This is a genomic window from Sphingobium sp. TKS (genome assembly GCF_001563265.1).
Lineage (GTDB): Bacteria > Pseudomonadota > Alphaproteobacteria > Sphingomonadales > Sphingomonadaceae > Sphingobium.
The window spans coordinates 108,338-127,469 of the sequence record NZ_CP005086.1; the positions used below are offsets into that span (position 1 = coordinate 108,338).

The following is a 19,132-nucleotide window of genomic DNA, read 5'->3' on the forward strand; positions in this document are numbered from 1 at the left end:
ACATGGGCAAACTGCGCGCTTTTCAGCACTTCGGTATATCGTGTCGCGCGTGGTGCCGCCGGCCGCGCGGGCACGCCACAACACTCATTTTCTGGCCGTCGGCACCTCGGTCAGATGGGGATCGCATCGCCCTCCACCAATTGCGTTCCCAGATAAACGGATAGATGCTCCAGACTTTCGAGCAAGCCGGCGTTGAAGTTTGCTATCAGTACGCTGGCCGCGCCAGGGTCGCCTACCGAATTGAAGTTAACCGTGCGCTCTACCAGTGTCGCGCTTTCATCACCCGTCGCGGCAATGATACCGCGAACGTCGCGAATGGGCCATGCCGTCTCGCCGACCAGCGTATATTCGAGGATATTTTCCTCATCGTCCACCTTGGTGACCTGTTCATCTGCATATGATCCATCCGAAAATCGCAGTCTTCGGATCGTGCGTATGTCGCCGGAAGGGCTATCCAACATCTCCGTAGCTTCAACGTGCGGCAGCCATGATCCATGAGCGTCGAAATCGCGAATAGCGTCCCACACGACAGATACGGGATAAAAAACGACATGGCGCGCGTAGGTTTGCTGCGGGATGATCTCGCAGGTCTCGTCTTTGTCCATATTTCATCTCCATTGTTATACGTAAATCTGTCGTGTCATAAAATTTGCGGAAGTTGCCTTGGCTTTATGGCGCTAAGAAGCGGCAGCCCATTGCCCGCCGCAGCAACCGGATTCGACGCTCGGCCTGGCCGGGGCCTGATTCTGCTTAGCAACCCACGTGTCGCATTGACAGCATTTTAGAACGGTGATAGCTGATCACTAAGTCAGTAAGCTCGGCAAGCTTCTACGGTCAAAACCATAGCCAGAAAAAAGGTGAGTTTGATGTCTTTCTCTTATACGGAATTGCCGGTGGGCGGCGTCGAGGTAAGTGTAGATCTGCGCGAGTCGACCTATGATGATGAGGTTGTCGAGCTGTTCCAGAAGCACGGATTTCTGCTTTTCCGGGATCAGAATCTGACGTTGGAGCAGCAACGCCGTATCATTGGAAAGCTGGGACCTATATTGGACGACTGGACGACCGTCGGCTATGTCTCGAATACGCGCGTTGACGGCATGCTGGGCGACATCGATGTGTCGTTCCATTCCGATTTCATCTATACAGAATCGCCGCTGCTCGGCATCTCGCTTCATGCCATAGACGTTCAGTATGAAGCTACCTGGACGAAATTTGCGAACGGTCTGGCGGCATTGAAGGCCCTTCCGGACGATTTGCGCCGCCGGATTGCCGAACTGGAAAGCGTCAACCTTTACGGCTATTCGTCGGAAGCGATCAACGGTCGCCAGCGACTGGAGGGATATCCCGAAGATGCCCCTGTTGCCAATCACCCCGTCATCGCGACCGATCCCATCACCAATTTGCCCGTTTTGTATGTCACGCAGCAGAACACGGCTGCCCTGAAGGGTGTTGAGGAAAGCGAGAGCGAAGAGCTTCTGGCTGAGCTTTATGGCTACCTCTATGCCCCATCCAATATCTACCAGCATCGCTGGCGCAACGGCGACATGGTGGTATGGTCCAATCATGCATTCCAGCATGCGCGTGGCGGCCTGACGCCGGGCGTCACCCGCACACTGCAGCGCGTGACGATAACTGAGTGCCAGGACAGCAATATGTATCGCCCGCCCGTGCCGGCCGATCGCCTTCCTCCCCAATTGCGAACGGCCTGACTAACATAGGCCCTGCCTGCGCTTCGCATCAAGATTAGTCGGGGGTGATCATTCGGATGCTGTTGCATCGGGAGATCGCCCCCGTCGTCTAATGACTAAATATAATAGAGATAAATGTTGGGGGGAGTTTTGACATGGCGCGTGCGCTTCAGGTTTCGACTATCATGTTTGCGGCCGTTTCGTGCTTACCGTCGGTATCGATCGAACAAGCCTCAGCACAGACCGGCACGGAAGAGCGCGCAGACAATATGCTGGGCGACATCGTGGTCACCGCGCGCAAACGGGCGGAAAATGCGCAGGACATTCCCATCTCCCTGACCGTGGCCAGTGGCGAAGATCTCGTCGCAAAATCGATAACGCAGTTTATCCAGTTACAGCAGATCACGCCCTCCCTACACATCATCCCAGCATCATTCGGCAATACATCCGTCATCCTCGCAAGCCGAGGCGTGGCGTATGTGGATATAAGACTGAACAACGATCCGGCAGTGGGCATTTATGTGGATGGCGTATATCTCCCCCGCGCCGTGGGCGTTAACGCCTCCGAACTACTGGATATAGCGCGGGTGGAAGTGCTGTCCGGCCCGCAGGGCACATTGTTCGGCAAAAACACATCAGGCGGCGCGATCAATTTCTTCACCCAAGCGCCTACGGATCGCCTGGAGGGAAGCGTCAAAGCCCGGATCGGAGCCTATGGCGATCGCGCGGCATCGGCTGTACTTAATCTCCCCGTCACGGATACGCTATCGTCACGAAGCGTGGCTTCTTTTTTCGGACGCGACGGCTACGGCCGCAATATGTTCGACGGCTCTCGTACGGACAAGGTCAACGGTCGGATGTTCCGAACGGCGTTGAGTTGGACCCCTGGAACGACGTTCCAGGCTACGCTACGGGCGGATTACAGCAGAACGCGGTCGACGCAGGGGGCCTATAAGGGTTTCAGCTTTCTACAGGCGCCAACTGTCGCAGGTGCCGGCACCGGCGGGCCGTTCCCTACGGTCGAAGCAGCGTTGGAGCGCAACGATATTCCAAACCTTGCGGCGTGGCTGGCGCTTTCGCCTGCGACCCGTGACGCGCTGCTGCTGGATGCAGACAGGGCATTGCGCACATTTTCCGCCGGCAACGCGCGCGACGGTAATTTTGACCAGGCGGCCAGGGAAGACATGAAGGCATGGGGTTTTTCGGCTACGATCGATTATGATTTGAACGACAAGATATCGGCAAAATCGATCACGGCGCTGCGGCGGTTCGACCGCAACGGCACATCGGATCTGGACGGCACTCCATATGCCATCCTTCAATATCCCTATCTGGCGGCGCACGATCGGCAATTTTCCCAGGAACTCCAGATTTCCGGCGATTTTCTGGACGGACGCCTAAAATCGATCCTCGGCCTCTATTATTCCAAGGAGAACGGGATGGAAACGTCGTGGCAAGAGAGTCTGCGGCGGATAGGTGGCAATAATGCCATAACGTTTCAAAACGCGCGCGTGGGCAACCGCAGCAAGGGCATTTTCACGCAACACACATTCCGCGTGCTGGATACATTGTCGGTCACGGGCGGCGTTCGGCTGAGCCGGGATGACCGGTCTCTGGATTCCAGCAACTATAACAACACAAATTGCCTTTCCCTTGGACGAAGCCTCGCATCTATCGGGGGTATTGCCAATTGCATAAGGCCGATGGACGTGTCGTTCACGCGCTGGAGCTATACCGGTAGCATCGAATATAAACCTGACAGAGACCTGCTATTCTATGCCACCACCCGCCGCAGCTATCGTTCGGGCGGATTGCAGGAGACCGCGGGCGCGACGACGGTCGCCGCAGCGGATGTAGCGTTCATTCCGTTCCGTCCCGAAGTCGTGACCGATTACGAAGTCGGCATGAAGTCGGAATGGTTTGATCGCCGCCTGCGGGTCAATGTCAGCGGCTATCACTCTATCATTGATGATTCCATCCGCAACCAGGCGCGGCCAGTGGTGGGCAGCACAAGCACGCCGATTTCCACGCAGAATGCTGCCGGCGTCAAGGTAAACGGCATTGAGTTCGAAGCGACCGTATTGCCGGTAAAAGGATTGGAAATCTCCACAAACGGTGCATATACCGACGCGAAATTTACGCGCTACCTCACGCCGACCGGTGTCGATCTGACCAACCTGCCTGTCTGGTTCACGCCGAAATGGCGGATAGGCGTGTCGGCGGCCTATACGCAGCCGATCACTATCGGGACAGTGTCAGCCAACATCGACTATTCATGGGAGGACAGGCAACTTGTATCTGAACCCAGCGCTTATTCACCGAGCCATGAGCAACTGAATGCGCGGATCGCCTTGGACCTTTCAAAATCGGGGACAACATTCGCCATTTTCGCGAAGAATATCACGAAGGAAAAATATGGGCCTGGCCCGATCGATCTATCAGGTGCTCTGGGTTTTGTCGCTTCAGGTCAGTATAATCCGCCCCGGACCTATGGAGCCGAGATCACCAAAACTTTCTGAAAATTTATGACCGGTCCAAGATGCAATTACGCTTGTGGGAAGAAAATGTTAACCCGCTAACGCTTTCGCCCGGTGTGCAAAGGTAACTGTGCGATGGCTAAGGGACGACCAATCAATCACTGGCAACCGCAGGTCGCGCTGTTCATTCTCTGCCTCGTATATACGTTCAACTATATAGATAGACAGCTTGTATCGCTGCTGGCTGAACCCATTAAGCGGGATATCGGCATGACAGACACACAGCTCGGGCTGCTGTCCGGTTTTGCGTTCGCTGCCGTCTATGCGTTGGCCGGTTTGCCATTGGCCTGGTACGCGGATCGCGCCGACAGGGTGAGGATCGTCGCCTTTTCCTGTGCCTTGTGGAGCATCAGCACCGGTCTTTGCGGTGCGGCCAACAGCTTCGTGCATATGGCGATAGCCAGAGTGGGGGTCGGCATAGGCGAAGCGGGCGGCGTGCCGCCATCCTATTCCATCATTTCGGATTATTACAAAGCGAGGCATCGCGGAATCGCGATCGGCATATACTCGTTGGGCGTCCCGTTCGGCGCGGCGGTAGGCGTTGCAGTCGGCGGGTGGTTGACCGTGCAATATGGCTGGCGCGTGACATTTTTCTCTATTGGCGGGTTCGGCGTATTTCTGTCGCTTTGCCTGTTGATATTCGTGGCCGAGCCCAAGCGCGGCGCTCTCGACCATGAAGCCAAGCTGAACGAAGAACCTCACGCCGCGCTGCAGACGATGCGCGCCCTCATCGGGAACAGGACCTTTGTGTCGCTGATGATATCCTGCGCGCTCTGCAGTTTTGCATTTTCCGGTTTTGCGAGCTGGGTCCCAGCGATGCTGATGCGCTCAAAGGGCATGCTCATGGGCGAAGTGGCATCCTATTACAGCCTTGTCGTGGGTGGATCGATCGCCTTCGGTGCGCTGTCAGGGGGATATCTGAACAGCCGGTTCAGCCGGAATCCCGTCATATCGGTCATGATCCCGGCCTTGCTCATGGTGATTGCCATCCCCTGCCTCGTCACCGGCAGCCTTCTGGATAGCTGGACGATCGGCCTGTTCTTTCTGGCGATCCCCCTGATACCGAATATGATGTTCTATACGCCCGCCATGGCGATCATCCAGAATTCCGTAGGGGCACATCAGCGGGCGCTCGCTGCCGCCGTCCCGACACTGATCACGAATTTGATAGGGACCGGCCTCGCCCCACCCTTTGTCGGCATGGTAAGCGACTGGGCAACGCCGCGTTACGGCACCAAAGGCATCGAAATCGCCATTATCAGCCTGTCTCCCTTCTTCCTGGTTGCTGGGCTGTCGATTCTGTTCGTTGTCTATTGCATCCGCCGCGACGCGGTGCAGGCCGAACCGGCATAGGCCGTTCGCTGGATAGCCCGATGACACATATTTTTTGCGCCCCATCCTCGTGGACACCGGCTATCAGGCCGGTACGGGCAAAGCCGTACGATAGACCACCGGGCGCAGGGCGAAGCTGGTCGTCAGCTGCGACACCCCTTTGATCCGGGTGAGCTTGTGGCGCAGGAAATCCTCGAACTCACCGAGCGAACCGACGAGAACGCGCAACTGATAATCGGCCTCGCCCGTCATCAAGTAGCATTCCATGACCTCCGGAAAAGCCGCAATCGCCGCTTCGAACAGTGCCAGATGGCTGTCGTCTTGCTGGTCCAGGCGGATGCGGACGAAGGCATTGACCGACAAACCAACCGCTTCCGGCTTCACCAGCGTCACATAGCCTGCGATGATGCCGTTCTCTTCCAGCAAACGCACCCGGCGAAGGCACCCGGCGAAGGCACGGACTGGGAGAAAGCCCCACGTCTTCCGAAAGCTGTTGATTGGTGATGCGGCCGTCTCCCTGGAGCCGGTCTAGAATTTTGCGATCAATCTCATCTAGGGGATTTTGTGGCATTATATTCTTACATTCCTGGATTATCATCAAACATATGCCAAGATACTAAGTTATAGAAGCAATATTCGCAAGGATTTGCACAACTTACGGCGCTATAAAATGTGACCTGCTTATTGGAGGCACGTTATGACCATCGCGACATCGGATACCCGGCAGGCGGATATCCACGCGCTCGAAGCGCTGGACACTCGGCTGCGCTGGCTGTCATCTTGGACGGTGCACAACGCCAATCATGTGCGCATGAAGCGCGACGGAATGAAGGTCGGTGGGCATCAGGCCAGTTGCGCATCCATGACGACTATCATGTCTGCGCTCTATTTCAGCGTGCTACGCCCGCAAGACAAGGTTGCGGTCAAGCCGCATGCCGGTCCGCTGCTGCACGCCATTCACTACTTGTTGGGCAATCAGAGCCTGGACCAATTGCAGCGATTTCGCGGCCTGGGCGGCATGCAAAGCTATCCGTCGCGCACCAAGGATCAAATTCCGGTCGATTTCTCGACCGGGTCGGTCGGCTTGGGGGTCGCCATCACCGCATTCGCCAGTCTGGTGCAGGATTATCTGATCGCGCACGCCCAGATGCCCGCCGAAGATGCGGGCCGCATGATCGCGCTGATGGGCGACGCGGAACTGGACGAGGGCAATATCTATGAATGCCTGATCGAGAGTTACAAGCATGACATCCGCAATTGCTGGTGGATCGTCGACTATAATCGCCAGTCTCTGGATCACACCACCGCGGACCGTATGTTCCGACGTTTCGACGATATCTTCGAAACCTGCGGCTGGCGCGTCCTGACACTCAAGTTCGGCAAGTTGCAGCGCGCCGCGTTCAAGAAGCCGGGTGGCAAGAGCCTGGAAGAATGGATCGATGGTTGCCCCAATGCCGATTATGCGGTGCTGACCTATCAGGGCGGCGCAGCTTGGCGTGCGCGGCTGATCGCCGACATCGGCGACAAGGTCAATGTCCGCAAGCTGCTGGACGGCTATGACGACCCGGCGCTGGCGGCGCTGATGACCAATCTGGGCGGTCATTGTGTTGAGACGCTGCTGGAGGCGTTCGCCGCCGCCGACGACGAAACTCCAACGATGTTCATCGCCTATACGATCAAGGGGTTCGGCCTGCCGCTGGCGGGGCACAAGGACAATCATTCGGGCATGATGAACCCGCCCCAGATCGCCGTACTGCGCGCCAACCTGAACATCGCCGAGGGGCAGGAATGGGAGCCCTATGGCGGGCTGGGCGACAATGTCGCGGCGGAGTTGAAGGCCTTCGTCGGCCGCAGCGCCTTTGCCGCGACCCCACCCGAGCATCAAGCCGAAGCCGTGCCGGTCCCGGCGCGCCTGCCCGTGCCCGAGGGTGAGGAACAGTCGACCCAGTCCGCCTTCGGCCGCATCCTGATGGACCTTGCCAAGGCCGGCGATCCGCTGGGCGACCGCATTGTCACGACCGCGCCTGACGTCACCCAGACCACCAATCTCGGCGGTTTCGTCAACCGGCGCGGCCTGTTCCGCCGCAGCGAATTGAAGGACGTGTTCCACGCCGCCAAGATACCCTCGGCCCAGAAATGGTCGGGCCATGCGGCGGGGCAGCATATCGAGCTGGGCATAGCGGAGAATAATTTCTTCCTGATGCTGGCGGCGCTGGGTCTGTCCGCCCCGCAGTTCGGCACGCGACTGCTGCCGATTGGCACCGTCTATGATCCGTTCATTGCGCGCGGCCTCGATGCGCTCAACTATGGCTGTTACCAGGATGCCCGTTTCCTGCTGGTCGGCACGCCGTCTGGCTTGACGCTGGGCGCGGAGGGCGGCGCGCACCAGTCGATCAACACGCCGCTGATCGGCATGGGCCAGCCCGATCTCGACTATTTCGAGCTCGCCTTTGCCGACGAGGTCGCGCTGATGATGCGCCACGCCTTCGAGCATATGCAGAAACCCGACGGCAGCTCGGTCTATCTGCGCCTCAGCACCCGCTCGATCCCGCAAGTCGCGCGGACCGGCGGGGAGTGGGAAACCGATGCGCTCAAGGGCGGCTATTGGCTGCGCCAACCCGCGCCCGGCTCCGAAGCCGCCATCATCTTCACCGGCGCGATCGCTCCGGAGGCTCTCGCCGCCTGGGACATCCTTTCGGAAGACATGCCGGGCCTGGGCCTGCTCAACGTGACGTCGCCCGATCTGCTGCATCGCGGCTGGTCGGCGCGGCGAGCGGCGCGCTGGACAGACAAGAGTGTGGCGCCGAGCCATGTCGAGCAGTTGCTCTCTGCCCTGGCACCCGGCGCCGGCCTCATCACGGTGATCGACGGATCGCCCGGCGCCCTGTCCTGGCTGGGCGGCGTCAAGGGGATGCGCGTCAGCCCGCTGGGCATCGACCGCTTCGGTCAGACCGGCGACCTGCCCGATCTTTACCGGACCTACAGGCTGGACGCCGACGCGATCGTCGAAGCGGCCGCCGAACTCTTCCTGGAGGCATGACATGGCGATTGAACTGACGATGCCGGCGCTGTCGCCAACGATGGAAAAGGGCACTCTGGCCAAATGGCTGGTGAAGGTCGGCGACACGATCAAGCCGGGCGACCTGATCGCCGAGATCGAGACCGACAAGGCGACGATGGAATTGGCGGCCATCGACGAGGGCACGATCGCATCGCTTGCGATCCCTGAAGGCAGTCAGGACGTGCCGGTGGGTACGGTAATCGCGACGGTCGCAGAGGCCGGGGAGAAGGTCGATGCGCGCGCGCTGGAAACGGTGTCGGCCGCCCCCGTTCAGGAGAGGGCATCGCTCGCGCCGCCCGCCGCCGTGCCCCCTGCCCCCGTGGCCGATCCGGCGCCAGCGCCCAGAACCCCTGCGCCGGACAATGGCACGATCAACGCTACGCCGCTGGCGAAGCGGATCGCGACCGTGCGCGGCCTGTCGCTACTCGGCATCGCAGGCTCCGGTGCGCGGGGCCGCATCGTCAAGGCGGATCTGGGCCTCCCGTCCCTGCTCGCCCCGGCCATGGCCGTGCCCGCCATCGCTCCCGCAGCCATTGCCGCGCCGGTCTATGATCCGCCGGCAGGCGTTCCGGTGAATACGGTCAAGCTCACCACCATGCGCAAGACAATCGCGCGGCGCCTGACCGAGTCCAAGCAGAATGTCCCGCATTTCTATCTGACGGCCCGCTGCAATATCGATGCGTTCAACCGCCTGCGCGGCGAACTGAATGCGGGTCTCGACGCGCGTGGGATCAAGCTGTCAGTCAACGACCTGCTGATCAAGGCGATGGCGCTCGCCATGACGGCGGTGCCCGACGTCAACGTCCAGTTCGGCGGAGAGGTGCTGCACCGCTTCGCGCGCGTGGACATAGCCATGGCCGTGGCAATCGAGGGCGGGCTGGTGACCCCGGTGATCCGTGACGCCGGCGCCCTGTCCCTCTCCGCGATCGCCCAGGCGAGCAAAGCGCTGGCGATCAAGGCCCGCGACGGCAAGCTGGCGCCCGAAGACTATCAGGGCGGCACCGCCTCCATCTCCAACCTGGGCATGCTCGGCATCGACGAGATGTTCCCGGTCATCAATCTCCCGCAGGCCCTGATACTGGGCGTCGCGGCTGGGGTCGAGCAACCGTGGAAGGTCGATGGCGGCATCGCCCTGGCGACGATCATGGCCGCGACCGCCAGCTTCGATCACCGCGCGATCGACGGTGCCACGGCGGCGCAGTTCATGGCGGCGCTGCGCGACCTTATCGAACACCCCCTACAGATCGTGAGCTGACCCGCATCATGGCCGACATCTATGATCTTATCATCCTGGGCTCAGGCCCCGGCGGCTATGTCGGGGCAATCCGCGCGGCGCAGCTGGGCCTGAAAGTCGCGATCGTTGAGCGCGGCTGGGCGGCATTTGCCTCAACTGGGGCTGCATCCCAACCAAGGCGCTGCTGCGTTCCTCGGAAATCTATCACTACATCACCCATGCGGAGGCTTATGGCCTGTCAGCGCCCAAGCCCGCATACGACCTCGAAAAGGTCGTGCAGCGATCGCGCAAGGTCGCCGATCAGCTAAACCGCGGCGTCAAGGGCCTGATGAAGAAGCACAAGATCACGGTCGTCGAGGGCGCCGGCAAGCTAACCGGCAAGGGCAAGCTCGAAGTCACCCAAGGCGACCAGAAGACGGTTCTTGAAGGCAAGAAGATCATCGTCGCCACTGGCGCCCGCGCCCGCGACCTGCCTTTCGCGCCGGCCGGCGGCAAGAAGATCTGGACCTACCGCACCGCCATGACCCCGCCGGAAATGCCGACCAACCTGCTGGTCATCGGCTCGGGCGCGATCGGCCTTGAATTCGCCAGCTTCTACGGCGACATGGGCGCGAAGATCACAATCGTCGAAATGCTCGACCGCCTGCTCCCTGGCGAGGACGCGGAAATCAGCGTCTTCATGGAGAAACAGCTGAAAAAATGTGGCATGGACATCCGCACCTCCACCGGCCTGCAGAAGCTGGAGGCGACAAGGGTGTGAAGGCGGAGATCAAGGCGAAGGACGGCACCTTCACCACGGAGGAGTTCAGCCACGCTGTCGTCGCTATCGGCATCGTCCCCAATACCGAGAATATCGGGCTTGAGGAACTGGGCGTGAAGACCGATCGCGGCCACATCGTCACGGACGGCTATGGCAGGACTAATGTCGAGGGCATCTATGCGTTCGGTGACGTCACTGGCGCTCCCTGGCTGGCGCATAAGGCGATGCACGAAGCGGTGATCTGCGTCGAGGCGATCGCCGGCCAGCATCCGCACGAGATGGACGTGCTGAACATTCCGGGCTGCACCTATTCCCGTCCGCAGGTAGCCTCCGTCGGCCTGTCCGAAGCCAAGGCCAAGGCAGCCGGATACAAGGTCAAAGTCGGCAAATTCCCCTTCATCGGCAACGGCAAGGCGATTGCGCTCGGCGAGGCCGAGGGCTTCGTCAAGACCGTGTTCGACGAAGCCACCGGCGAGCTTCTGGGAGCGCACATGATTGGCGCGGAAGTGACCGAGATGATCCAGGGCTATGTCGTCGGCAAGACGCTGGTGACGACTGAGGTCGAACTGATGGGCACGGTATTCCCGCACCCGACCATTTCCGAGGTCATGCATGAAGGCGTGCTGAGCGCCTATGGCCGCGCACTGCATATCTGAAACGAGCTGGACCATGCCACGACCCGGTTCGGCAAACACCTAAGGTGACATAATGGATGAACTGTCCGGAACAGAGATCATCATCCGCACCTTGATCGATCTGGACGTCGATACCGTGTTCGGCTATCCCGGTGGCGCGGTCCTCCCCATCTATGACCTGCTTTTCTCAGATGGTCGGATACGACATATCCAGGTCCGACACGAAGTCGCAGCCGCCCACGCGGCTGAAGGCTATGCACGATCCACGGGAAGGCCAGGTGTCGTGCTCGTCACTTCCGGCCCCGGAGTGACGAATTTGGTCACGCCGTTCACCGACGCCATGATGGACTCCATTCCCGTCATCGTGCTGAGCGGCCAAGTGCCCACACATCTCATCGGCACTGACGCCTTTCAGGAATGCGATACGGTCGGCATCACGCGGCACTGCACGAAGCATAATTATCTCGTGAAACATGGGAGTCGGCTGGCCCAGACGATCCACGACGCCTTTCGCGTCGCGACGCTGGGGCGACCGGGGCCGGTTCTGATCGAAATTCCCAAGGATGTGCAGGTCGCGCTCGCTCCCTATGATTCAGGGACCGTACGGCAGCTTACTCACTGCTCCAGACCTGTCGCCTCAACGAGGTCGAGCCCAGGCCTGGCTCGCCGATGTCCTCGCCCGCATCGCCGACCATCCTATCAACCAAATCGACGCCCTGTTGCCGTGGAATTGGTGCGCAATTCAGCGCGCAATCGCAGCCTGATCGAACCACGCCGCGGCCTTCAGCGTATGCTTGCCCTTCGAGTGGGGCAGACTCTACATCAAATCGAGGGATGCAGCGGGGGGCAGGTCAGGAATGATCTGGCTGGAAGTTTAGTTTTAGCCCGGCAACGGGCCAGGGATCGAACACGCCTAGCGCACCCCGTTCACCGAGAGTGACGTAAAGCGACCGCATGTCTGGGCCACCAAAGCATGCATTAGTCGTCAACATGTCGCCCGTGGGAACATGCAGAACAGTCGTTCCATCTGGACTGAAGACGGTCAATCCCCCATTGAGGATCGTACCCACGATAATATTGCCAGCAGAGTCCACAACAAGCGAATCGGCGACAGCGATGTTCAGAGTCGTCCCGAGCGGCAACGTGCCCAAGCACCGCCGGCTTCCCACCTCTCCAGGGCCGATTAGCTCGAACGCCCACAATCGGGCTGTGGTCGATTCTGCTACATAGAGGGTCTTACCATCAGGGCTCAGGCCGACACCATTAGCGCCCAAGAGCGGATGCACAATCTCTCGGATCATCTTGCCATCAGGCGACGCATAATAAAGCGATCCTGGAGGACAGTGAATGACAATATTTAGTATACCGACGATGTCCTTATCGCCATTCGACACTCCGACGTCACGGATGTCGCGGATATGCGAGCCGAAATCTGTAAAGTAGAAATTTCCGTGTTCATCAAATACGATATCGTTGGGGGCCATAAGCCGCCGGCCATCGCAGTGGTCGTAAAGCGTATGAGGCTGCCCCCCTTCTAAAACGCGCTGAATTCTGCCACCGATACGGGCGCTACCGTCCTGAATACCAGACTTCCCATACCAAGCGCCATTGTTGCAGATGTACATCGCGCCATCGCTTCCTAGCGCGGCTCCGTTGGCTCCGCCCTCGACGTCGGCATAGTTTGTCTTCCGACCGCCTAAACTTATCCGCACGATTCCGGCAGCATGGGTTTCGCACACCGCTATGTCTCCGCCCGGAAGGACCACGGGCCCCTCTGCGAAGCTTAGTCCATCGGCAATAATTCGCAATGGAGGTAGAGCATGGTGCACGGTAACTCTCCTATATTCTATCTATTGTATTAGCATTTCTCGCGAAAAGATATTCCCGAGACAACTCGGCACAGACTACGATCCGAGCGACCATCGCTGATCAAAGAGTCAGCAGCATGACTGTTTGGATAGGGCGTGAAAAATAAATGTCAACGTCTCACGCCGCTGAGGAACTTCATCGATTTGAAATTTCGGAGCACGCAGTTTGGCCCACCGTGCGACGTCTGGGGCTACATGGCAGCGATCAGTTCGAGGGATGCCTGAAGGTGCAGAAGCTACCTGCGAAGAGACCATGATCAGCTGTACAAGGGATGTTGGCTCCCTTCGCCCCGACAACCCCCAAAGCAGAGCCGGGCCGCGCAAATTCTGGTCTGAGCACGTGACCGTTCACCGACGCGCAGACGTTCTCGGATCAGGTCGAGCCCAACCGCATATGGCCGACGCAAGCGGAATTTATGCACTTGACGCGCTACGATCCGACTGTGTACTGATCACTCAAACAATAACGGCGTGGCGTGTGTGAGCGTTCAGTCGATGCCCGCAAGCGATGTGCAAATCGCGCTGCACGCGAATTAACTGGGGAGAGGGTAAATGAACAGCTTCACTGCTAAATCTTGGGCAGCGCCCGCGTTCAGCGCGATGGCGGCGTCTCTGCTTTGTGGGACAAGCGCGCTCGCTCAGGTGACAGATTCCAAGCCGGTCGGCGCATCAAATTTTGACGCAGCCGCGCAGCGAGATGAAGGCGGCGGATTGACCGAAATCATCGTTACCGCACAACATCGCATCGAAAGGCGCCAGGATGTTCCCGTCTCGGTACAAGTTATCGAAGGCGGCGACCTTGCTCAGCACAATCTGACTTCGCTTGGAACGGTGAGTCTCAAAGTGCCATCCGTTCAAGTTGGGTTCGGGAGTTCGCGCGGCGCAAATCTCTACATTCGCGGAATCGGATCGGGATCCAATCAGTCTTTTGATCAGTCTGTCGGTATTTATACTGACGACGTCTATCATGGGCGCTCGCGGACATCTGCGGGTACGTTCCTGGACTTGGAACGGATGGAAATTCTCAAAGGTCCGCAATCGACCTTTTTTGGAAATAACTCGATCGCCGGCGCATTTAATATCGTGACAAAAAAGCCAGACGACGTCTTCGGCGGATGGGCAAGAGCTCTAATTTCTCCCAACGGAGACAGCGGCGGCCAATTCGCTTTGGAGGGTGCTGTCAATAGTCGGATCACCGACACTCTTAATGTTCGAGTTGCAGGTACTTTTAATGGCCAGCGGGGCTGGCTTGAAAATATAGTCACCGGGAAGTTTGTACCACGGGAGCGGAATGCGGCGGGACGGCTGACGCTTGCTTTCGCTCCGTCCGACTTGTTCGATGCGACTTTGAAGCTGGAAGTCAGCAACAGCAAATCAACCGGCGGTCTTATTTCTCAGACTGATAATTGCCCGCCACCGGCACCGTTTACTCCAAGAGGATTCTGCGCGATTTCTCTTTCTCTTGGCCTTCCAAATATAGACACCAATAAGTATAGTGTAAATGATGGCGGGTATGGTGAGTTTAATAATAAGGAGGCCGTGTTAAATATAAATTATCACATTGGCGATCATGTTTTGACGGCTGTGACGGCCTATTACAAATCAAAATACTACCTGCAGTATGATGGTGATGGAACTCCGGTTCATCTTCTTAACCTACAAAATCCTGAGGTATACGACCAATTCAGTCAGGAAATTCGGCTGACGTCACCGGATGGCAATTCACTTGAATATATTGTGGGGGCATACTTTCAGTCTGACCAGTTATTTTATGAGACGGATTTGAATTTTGGCAACCTGTCTTCGACGATCACCTCCAGTCCCGCCTTAGCGGCTTTGGTCCCTTTCTTGCCGATTGGCCAGGTCTCCAAATCAACTCAGAATGAGCGAATCTTGTCTGCGTTTGGATCTCTCACCTGGAAGGTGACGGATAAACTGCGATTGACAGGCGGCGGGCGCATCAGCCACGTTCGGAAGTCCTTCGTTTGGGACGAATTTTACGCAGCAGCTCCTGTTCCATTCGGAGTATTTACACCGCTTCCCGCGAATCTAAATTCCCTGCCGAGCATCTTAGGAATTGGAAGTGTTGGTTCGGTGAATCTGAGCCGCAGCGACAATGCGTTTATGCCTTCAGCAAAGCTTCAATACCATTTTTCCAGAGACGTCATGGCATATGCATCCTATTCTCGAGGCTTCAAGGCCGGCGGTTTCAATGGGGCGGATAACACGGCGATCGCGGCGAATTTCCCCTTCAATCCGGAACACGTAAACTCGTACGAAGTTGGCCTCAAAAGCGAGCTGTTCGATCGCCACGTGCTTTTCAACCTTGCGGCGTTCAGATCTGATTATTCCGACTTGCAGGTTTCAATAAATCAGTTTCTGCCTAATGGCGTAGGGTTTACAATTGTCAGAAATGCCGCGCGATCACGGAGTCAGGGTGTAGAGCTTGAGAGCAAATTCATCGTATCTCCCTGGCTGAGTCTTGAGGTGGCGGGAAGCTATCTAGACACGAAGTATGTGAGCTATCCCAATGCATCTCCAACCGACCTTCAAAAGTTCAACGGTCTGACCTTTCAGGATTTGTCGGGTCACAGGACGCCATTTGCGCCAAAGTGGAGTGGGTCTGCCACGGCCCTGTTTACCGCACCTTTGCCGGGTGGGTACAAGGCGATCACGGAAGTTGAAGGACTTTTCGCCACGGGCTATGATACCCGGGGAAATGACGATCCGTTGCTTCGTGAAGATGGCTATGTGCGACTCGACGCGCGCTTGGGGTTTGAGGACGCATCTGGAAAATGGGCATTCGATATTATCGGAAAGAATCTTACCAATGCCCAGATCATAACTTTTGCCGCGCAATATCCCAGTTCTCTGGGGAGTCGCTCAGCTTCCAAGCAACAGCCCCGCAATGTTGCCTTCCAGGTCCGCTACAAATGGTGATGGACTAATAGATCAAGCGCCTGTCCTAATGGATGCATGTGGTTGCATTGGGAAATCTGATCCCGCTCGCCCGGATCTTGGCATGCCATGACGGGGGCGAGCGATTATATCGTGATGCACTGGAGGTGGAAAGTGGAAGAGCTTTGTTTTGACCGACAGGTCGTGATTGTAACGGGTGCGGGTGGGGCCCTCGGCGCAGGTTACGCAAAGTTTCTAGCTGAAAGAGGTGCGCTTGTCGTTGTCAATGGACGAACGTCAGGGACCGTCGATGCGACCGTTAGCGACATCATCGCTAATGGAGGTACCGCAGTTCCGGATTGTAATGACGTCGCGGTCGAAGCCGATCTGATAGTGCGATCGGCGCTTGACGCGTTTGGGCGGCTAGACGTCGTTATAAACAATGCGGCAGTTTGGAATGATGCACCTCTTTATGGCGATAGGTTCGATGAGTTCACCAAGGCCATGGACATAAATCTCAATGGCACGCTGAATTTGACAAGAGCTGCGTGGCCGGAATTGGCCAAGACTGGCGGACGCTTGGTACAGACATCCTCGGCAGCCGTTTTTGGAGTCAATCATCCGTCCTACGGAATCTCAAAGGCTGGCGTGTTCGGAAGTGTCTATGGGTTGAAGTCTGCAGCCGAGGCGGCAGGCATCAAGATCAATGGTGTACTGCCTATCGCGTATAGCGAAATGTTGGAGACCACAGTGCCAGAAGGGGAAAGCAAGGAAGCATTGAGAAGGATGCTTCCTTCTCAACTCGCCGCTTTTGTCGCGCTTTTGTGCCATGATGCTGTGCCATTCAATGGAATGTGCTTCGATGCGGGAGGACGGCACGCCTGCCGTGTCCTCTATGCGCACAATCCCGGTGCGTATGGCGATACGCCCGAGGACTTTTTGAAGATGGCCGGGCAATTGAGTGCCACGGAAGTCCTGATTCACTCCCCCGATGCCCATGCCTTTTCTGCATGGAAAATAGCCAAACTAAGGTAGGCGCTTATGATGCCATAATTGCTATTTCATCCAGATTAATAAGCATATGGCGGTGTAATAGTGAACGACTTTCAAAAGATTAGAGTGGTATTTGGTGCCTTCGTAACAACGTCGGCCAGTGCGATAGCCGTTATGTCGTATAGCTTCGCAGCGATGGCGCCAGACATTCAGAGAGAATTCGGGTGGGGTCGTGGATATGCGTCGTTAGCTATCACAATGCTCTCTTTCGGGACGTTTATTGCATGTACGGGGGGGGGTAAGGTTGCCGACAAATTCGGAACTATGATCGTCTCGATCGTCAGTGCAATACTATGCGGCCTCGTGGTTACAGGGATGCCGTGGATCATAAACTCCATATTTACATTCTGCATATGCTACGCATTTATCGGTATTTTGGGCGTTGGGATGCTACCTGTAACTCTGTTAAGGCCAATTGGCCGCTTGTTTAACACACGCAGAGGCTTGGCGACTGGGGCGGTTTTGAGCGGGACGGGGGTGTCGGCAATCTTCATTCCATTCATGACAAATGCGCTCGTTGAGAGGGGCGGTTGGCATCTCGCGTATATCGGCCTTTCCCTCTTGATATTCTGTAATATTCCTGTCCTTTGGCTTTCCTTGCGCCATTACGCTAGAGAAGAACGTCTGGTTTTGCATCATGTCGCTCTGTCGCAGTGGGGTTGTGTAACCCAAGGCCTTACTCTTAAGGAAGCTCGGAGAACGGCAACGCTCTGGAAACTCACCGCCGTTGCACTACTTGCAGGTACCTGCTTTGCCGGTATTGTCGTACACCTAATGCTCGCATATCGTGACATGGGGGCGTCGCCAGCGCATGCATCGACACTTCTCGCGGTTATCGGGTTTTCTGCGATCGTTGGCAGACTGTTCACTGGAATGTTGCTAGACCGGATTAACGGTCCAAAGCTCGGCTTCCTTGTGTTGTTAATGGCGAGTGGGGGATTTGCAGTCACTCTTGCATTCGGGTTGGATGGCGCATTCTTAGGTGCTGTGCTAATCGGACTTGGATACGGATCCGAGTATGACATAATCGCCTATTTCGTTGGCCGGTATTTTGGCGTATTGGAATTTGGCGCTATATATGGCTGGTTGTATGGATTTCTTGCTCTAGGAAATTCTATCGGCCCGTTGTTAGTAGGTATGTCATATGATTACGGTGGTAATTATTATTTCGCACTCGGCGTAGCTACGAGTTTAATCTGCATAGCTGCAGGGGTTACGTTAGCTCTAGGCGAGTATCGTTATGCCGTGTCTGAGCCGTCGTAATAATCCGAGATACCAGTACCGTTCTGTTATTGAAGATTTGGGCATATGTTTTCTTGGGGTCAGGACCCATTGATATGAGCGGTTCGATGTGATTCAGGCTCCGTGAGGAGGCTGGTGGACTTGCAACGGATTTGTGCCGGTGAACCGCCCCGGGTTTGCCGGAGGCCATTTGGTTTAAGTTACGCAGCCATGGAGACATCGTCCAGCATGGCGTAATATTGTGCTTCGGCTTCAGCGGGCGGGATGTTGCCGATGGGTTCGAGCAGGCGGCGGTTGTTAAACCAGTCCACCCATTCGAGCGTGGCAAATTCCACGGCCTCAAAGGATCGCCATGACCCTCGCCGGTGGATCACCTCAGCCTTGTAGAGGCCGTTGATCGTCTCCGCCAAAGCGTTGTCATAGCTATCGCCGACGCTGCCGACAGACGGTTCGATGCCTGCCTCCGCGAGGCGCTCCGAATATCGGATGGAGACATATTGGGCGGACTCAACCGGTCGTCGCAACACGCTGCTTTTCGATCTGAGCGAGGCATTGGTCAAGCGCCTCCGCGGGTGTTTTCCAGCCCAACGTTTTACGGGGCCTGCTGTTGAGCGCAGCAGCCACAGCAGCAAGCGCCTCGGGATGATGGGCGCTGAGATCGGTACCTTTCGGAAAGTACTGGCGTAGGAGGCCATTGGTATTTTCGTTGGTGCCCCGCTGCCACGGGCTTTGCGGGTTGCAGAAGTAGACCTGTAATCGCCCTCGTGATCCAGCACCATCCGCACAGCCCGTTCGCGCACCTCAGGCGAAAATTTGTTCGTCGT

Annotated in this window: 10 protein-coding genes and 6 pseudogenes; 11 read left to right on the plus strand and 5 right to left on the minus strand. The window is 57.3% G+C overall.

The window, feature by feature from the left end:
* Window positions 1–110: 110 nt before the first annotated feature.
* Window positions 111–605 (minus strand): SRPBCC family protein, encoded by a 495-nt coding sequence (locus tag K426_RS28015; RefSeq protein WP_066564564.1) that lies wholly within the window; start codon window positions 603–605, stop codon window positions 111–113.
* 288 nt (window positions 606–893) lie between these two features.
* Here K426_RS28015 and K426_RS28020 point away from each other — a divergent pair, with 288 nt between their 5' ends.
* The 3 genes from K426_RS28020 (at window position 894) to K426_RS28030 (ending at window position 5,578) form a co-directional block, all read left to right on the plus strand.
* Entirely contained in the window at window positions 894–1,709 is an 816-nt protein-coding gene (locus K426_RS28020; protein ID WP_158511802.1) for a TauD/TfdA dioxygenase family protein, read from the plus strand.
* Between the two features lie 134 nt (window positions 1,710–1,843).
* The gene (locus tag K426_RS28025; protein WP_066564571.1) at window positions 1,844–4,207 is read left to right on the plus strand and encodes a TonB-dependent receptor; all 2,364 of its coding nucleotides are present in this window, start codon (window positions 1,844–1,846) and stop codon (window positions 4,205–4,207) included.
* A 93-nt stretch (window positions 4,208–4,300) separates the two neighbouring features.
* Entirely contained in the window at window positions 4,301–5,578 is a 1,278-nt protein-coding gene (locus K426_RS28030) for a spinster family MFS transporter (protein ID WP_066564574.1), read from the plus strand.
* 63 nt (window positions 5,579–5,641) lie between these two features.
* On the opposite strand, the pseudogene K426_RS28035 reads toward K426_RS28030, so the two are convergent.
* Window positions 5,642–6,128 (minus strand): annotated as a pseudogene (locus tag K426_RS28035) (Lrp/AsnC family transcriptional regulator).
* Between the two features lie 126 nt (window positions 6,129–6,254).
* On the opposite strand from K426_RS28035, the gene K426_RS28040 reads away from it, so the two are divergent.
* From K426_RS28040 to K426_RS32020, 5 genes and pseudogenes are all read left to right on the plus strand, one after another.
* Window positions 6,255–8,597 (plus strand): transketolase, encoded by a 2,343-nt coding sequence (locus tag K426_RS28040; RefSeq protein WP_066564577.1) that lies wholly within the window; start codon window positions 6,255–6,257, stop codon window positions 8,595–8,597.
* 1 nt (window position 8,598) lies between these two features.
* Entirely contained in the window at window positions 8,599–9,873 is a 1,275-nt protein-coding gene (locus K426_RS28045; protein WP_066564579.1) for a dihydrolipoamide acetyltransferase family protein, read from the plus strand.
* 8 nt (window positions 9,874–9,881) lie between these two features.
* Window positions 9,882–11,268, plus strand: a pseudogene (gene lpdA, locus K426_RS28050) (dihydrolipoyl dehydrogenase).
* Between the two features lie 52 nt (window positions 11,269–11,320).
* A pseudogene (locus K426_RS32015) lies at window positions 11,321–11,839 on the plus strand (thiamine pyrophosphate-binding protein); the annotation flags it as partial.
* 17 nt (window positions 11,840–11,856) lie between these two features.
* A pseudogene (locus K426_RS32020) lies at window positions 11,857–12,011 on the plus strand (transposase domain-containing protein); the annotation flags it as partial.
* Window positions 12,012–12,098: 87 nt separating this feature from the next.
* Here K426_RS32020 and K426_RS28060 read toward each other — a convergent pair.
* Complete coding sequence (locus K426_RS28060) at window positions 12,099–12,986, minus strand: SMP-30/gluconolactonase/LRE family protein (protein WP_237230216.1); 888 nt, start codon at window positions 12,984–12,986, stop codon at window positions 12,099–12,101.
* Window positions 12,987–13,667: 681 nt separating this feature from the next.
* On the opposite strand from K426_RS28060, the gene K426_RS30865 reads away from it, so the two are divergent.
* From K426_RS30865 to K426_RS28075, 3 genes are all read left to right on the plus strand, one after another.
* Window positions 13,668–16,055, plus strand: a complete 2,388-nt coding sequence (locus K426_RS30865; RefSeq protein WP_082749246.1) for a TonB-dependent receptor — start codon at window positions 13,668–13,670, stop codon at window positions 16,053–16,055.
* A gap of 87 nt (window positions 16,056–16,142) precedes the next feature.
* Complete coding sequence (locus K426_RS28070; RefSeq protein WP_066564590.1) at window positions 16,143–17,048, plus strand: SDR family NAD(P)-dependent oxidoreductase; 906 nt, start codon at window positions 16,143–16,145, stop codon at window positions 17,046–17,048.
* Between the two features lie 60 nt (window positions 17,049–17,108).
* The gene (locus tag K426_RS28075; RefSeq protein WP_066564592.1) at window positions 17,109–18,329 is read left to right on the plus strand and encodes an MFS transporter; all 1,221 of its coding nucleotides are present in this window, start codon (window positions 17,109–17,111) and stop codon (window positions 18,327–18,329) included.
* Between the two features lie 179 nt (window positions 18,330–18,508).
* On the opposite strand, the pseudogene K426_RS28080 reads toward K426_RS28075, so the two are convergent.
* Together K426_RS28080 and K426_RS30870 are read right to left on the minus strand one after the other, a co-directional pair.
* Window positions 18,509–18,811, minus strand: a pseudogene (locus tag K426_RS28080) (integrase core domain-containing protein); the annotation flags it as partial.
* Between the two features lie 4 nt (window positions 18,812–18,815).
* Window positions 18,816–19,064, minus strand: a pseudogene (locus K426_RS30870) (IS30 family transposase); the annotation flags it as partial.
* Window positions 19,065–19,132: the final 68 nt, after the last annotated feature.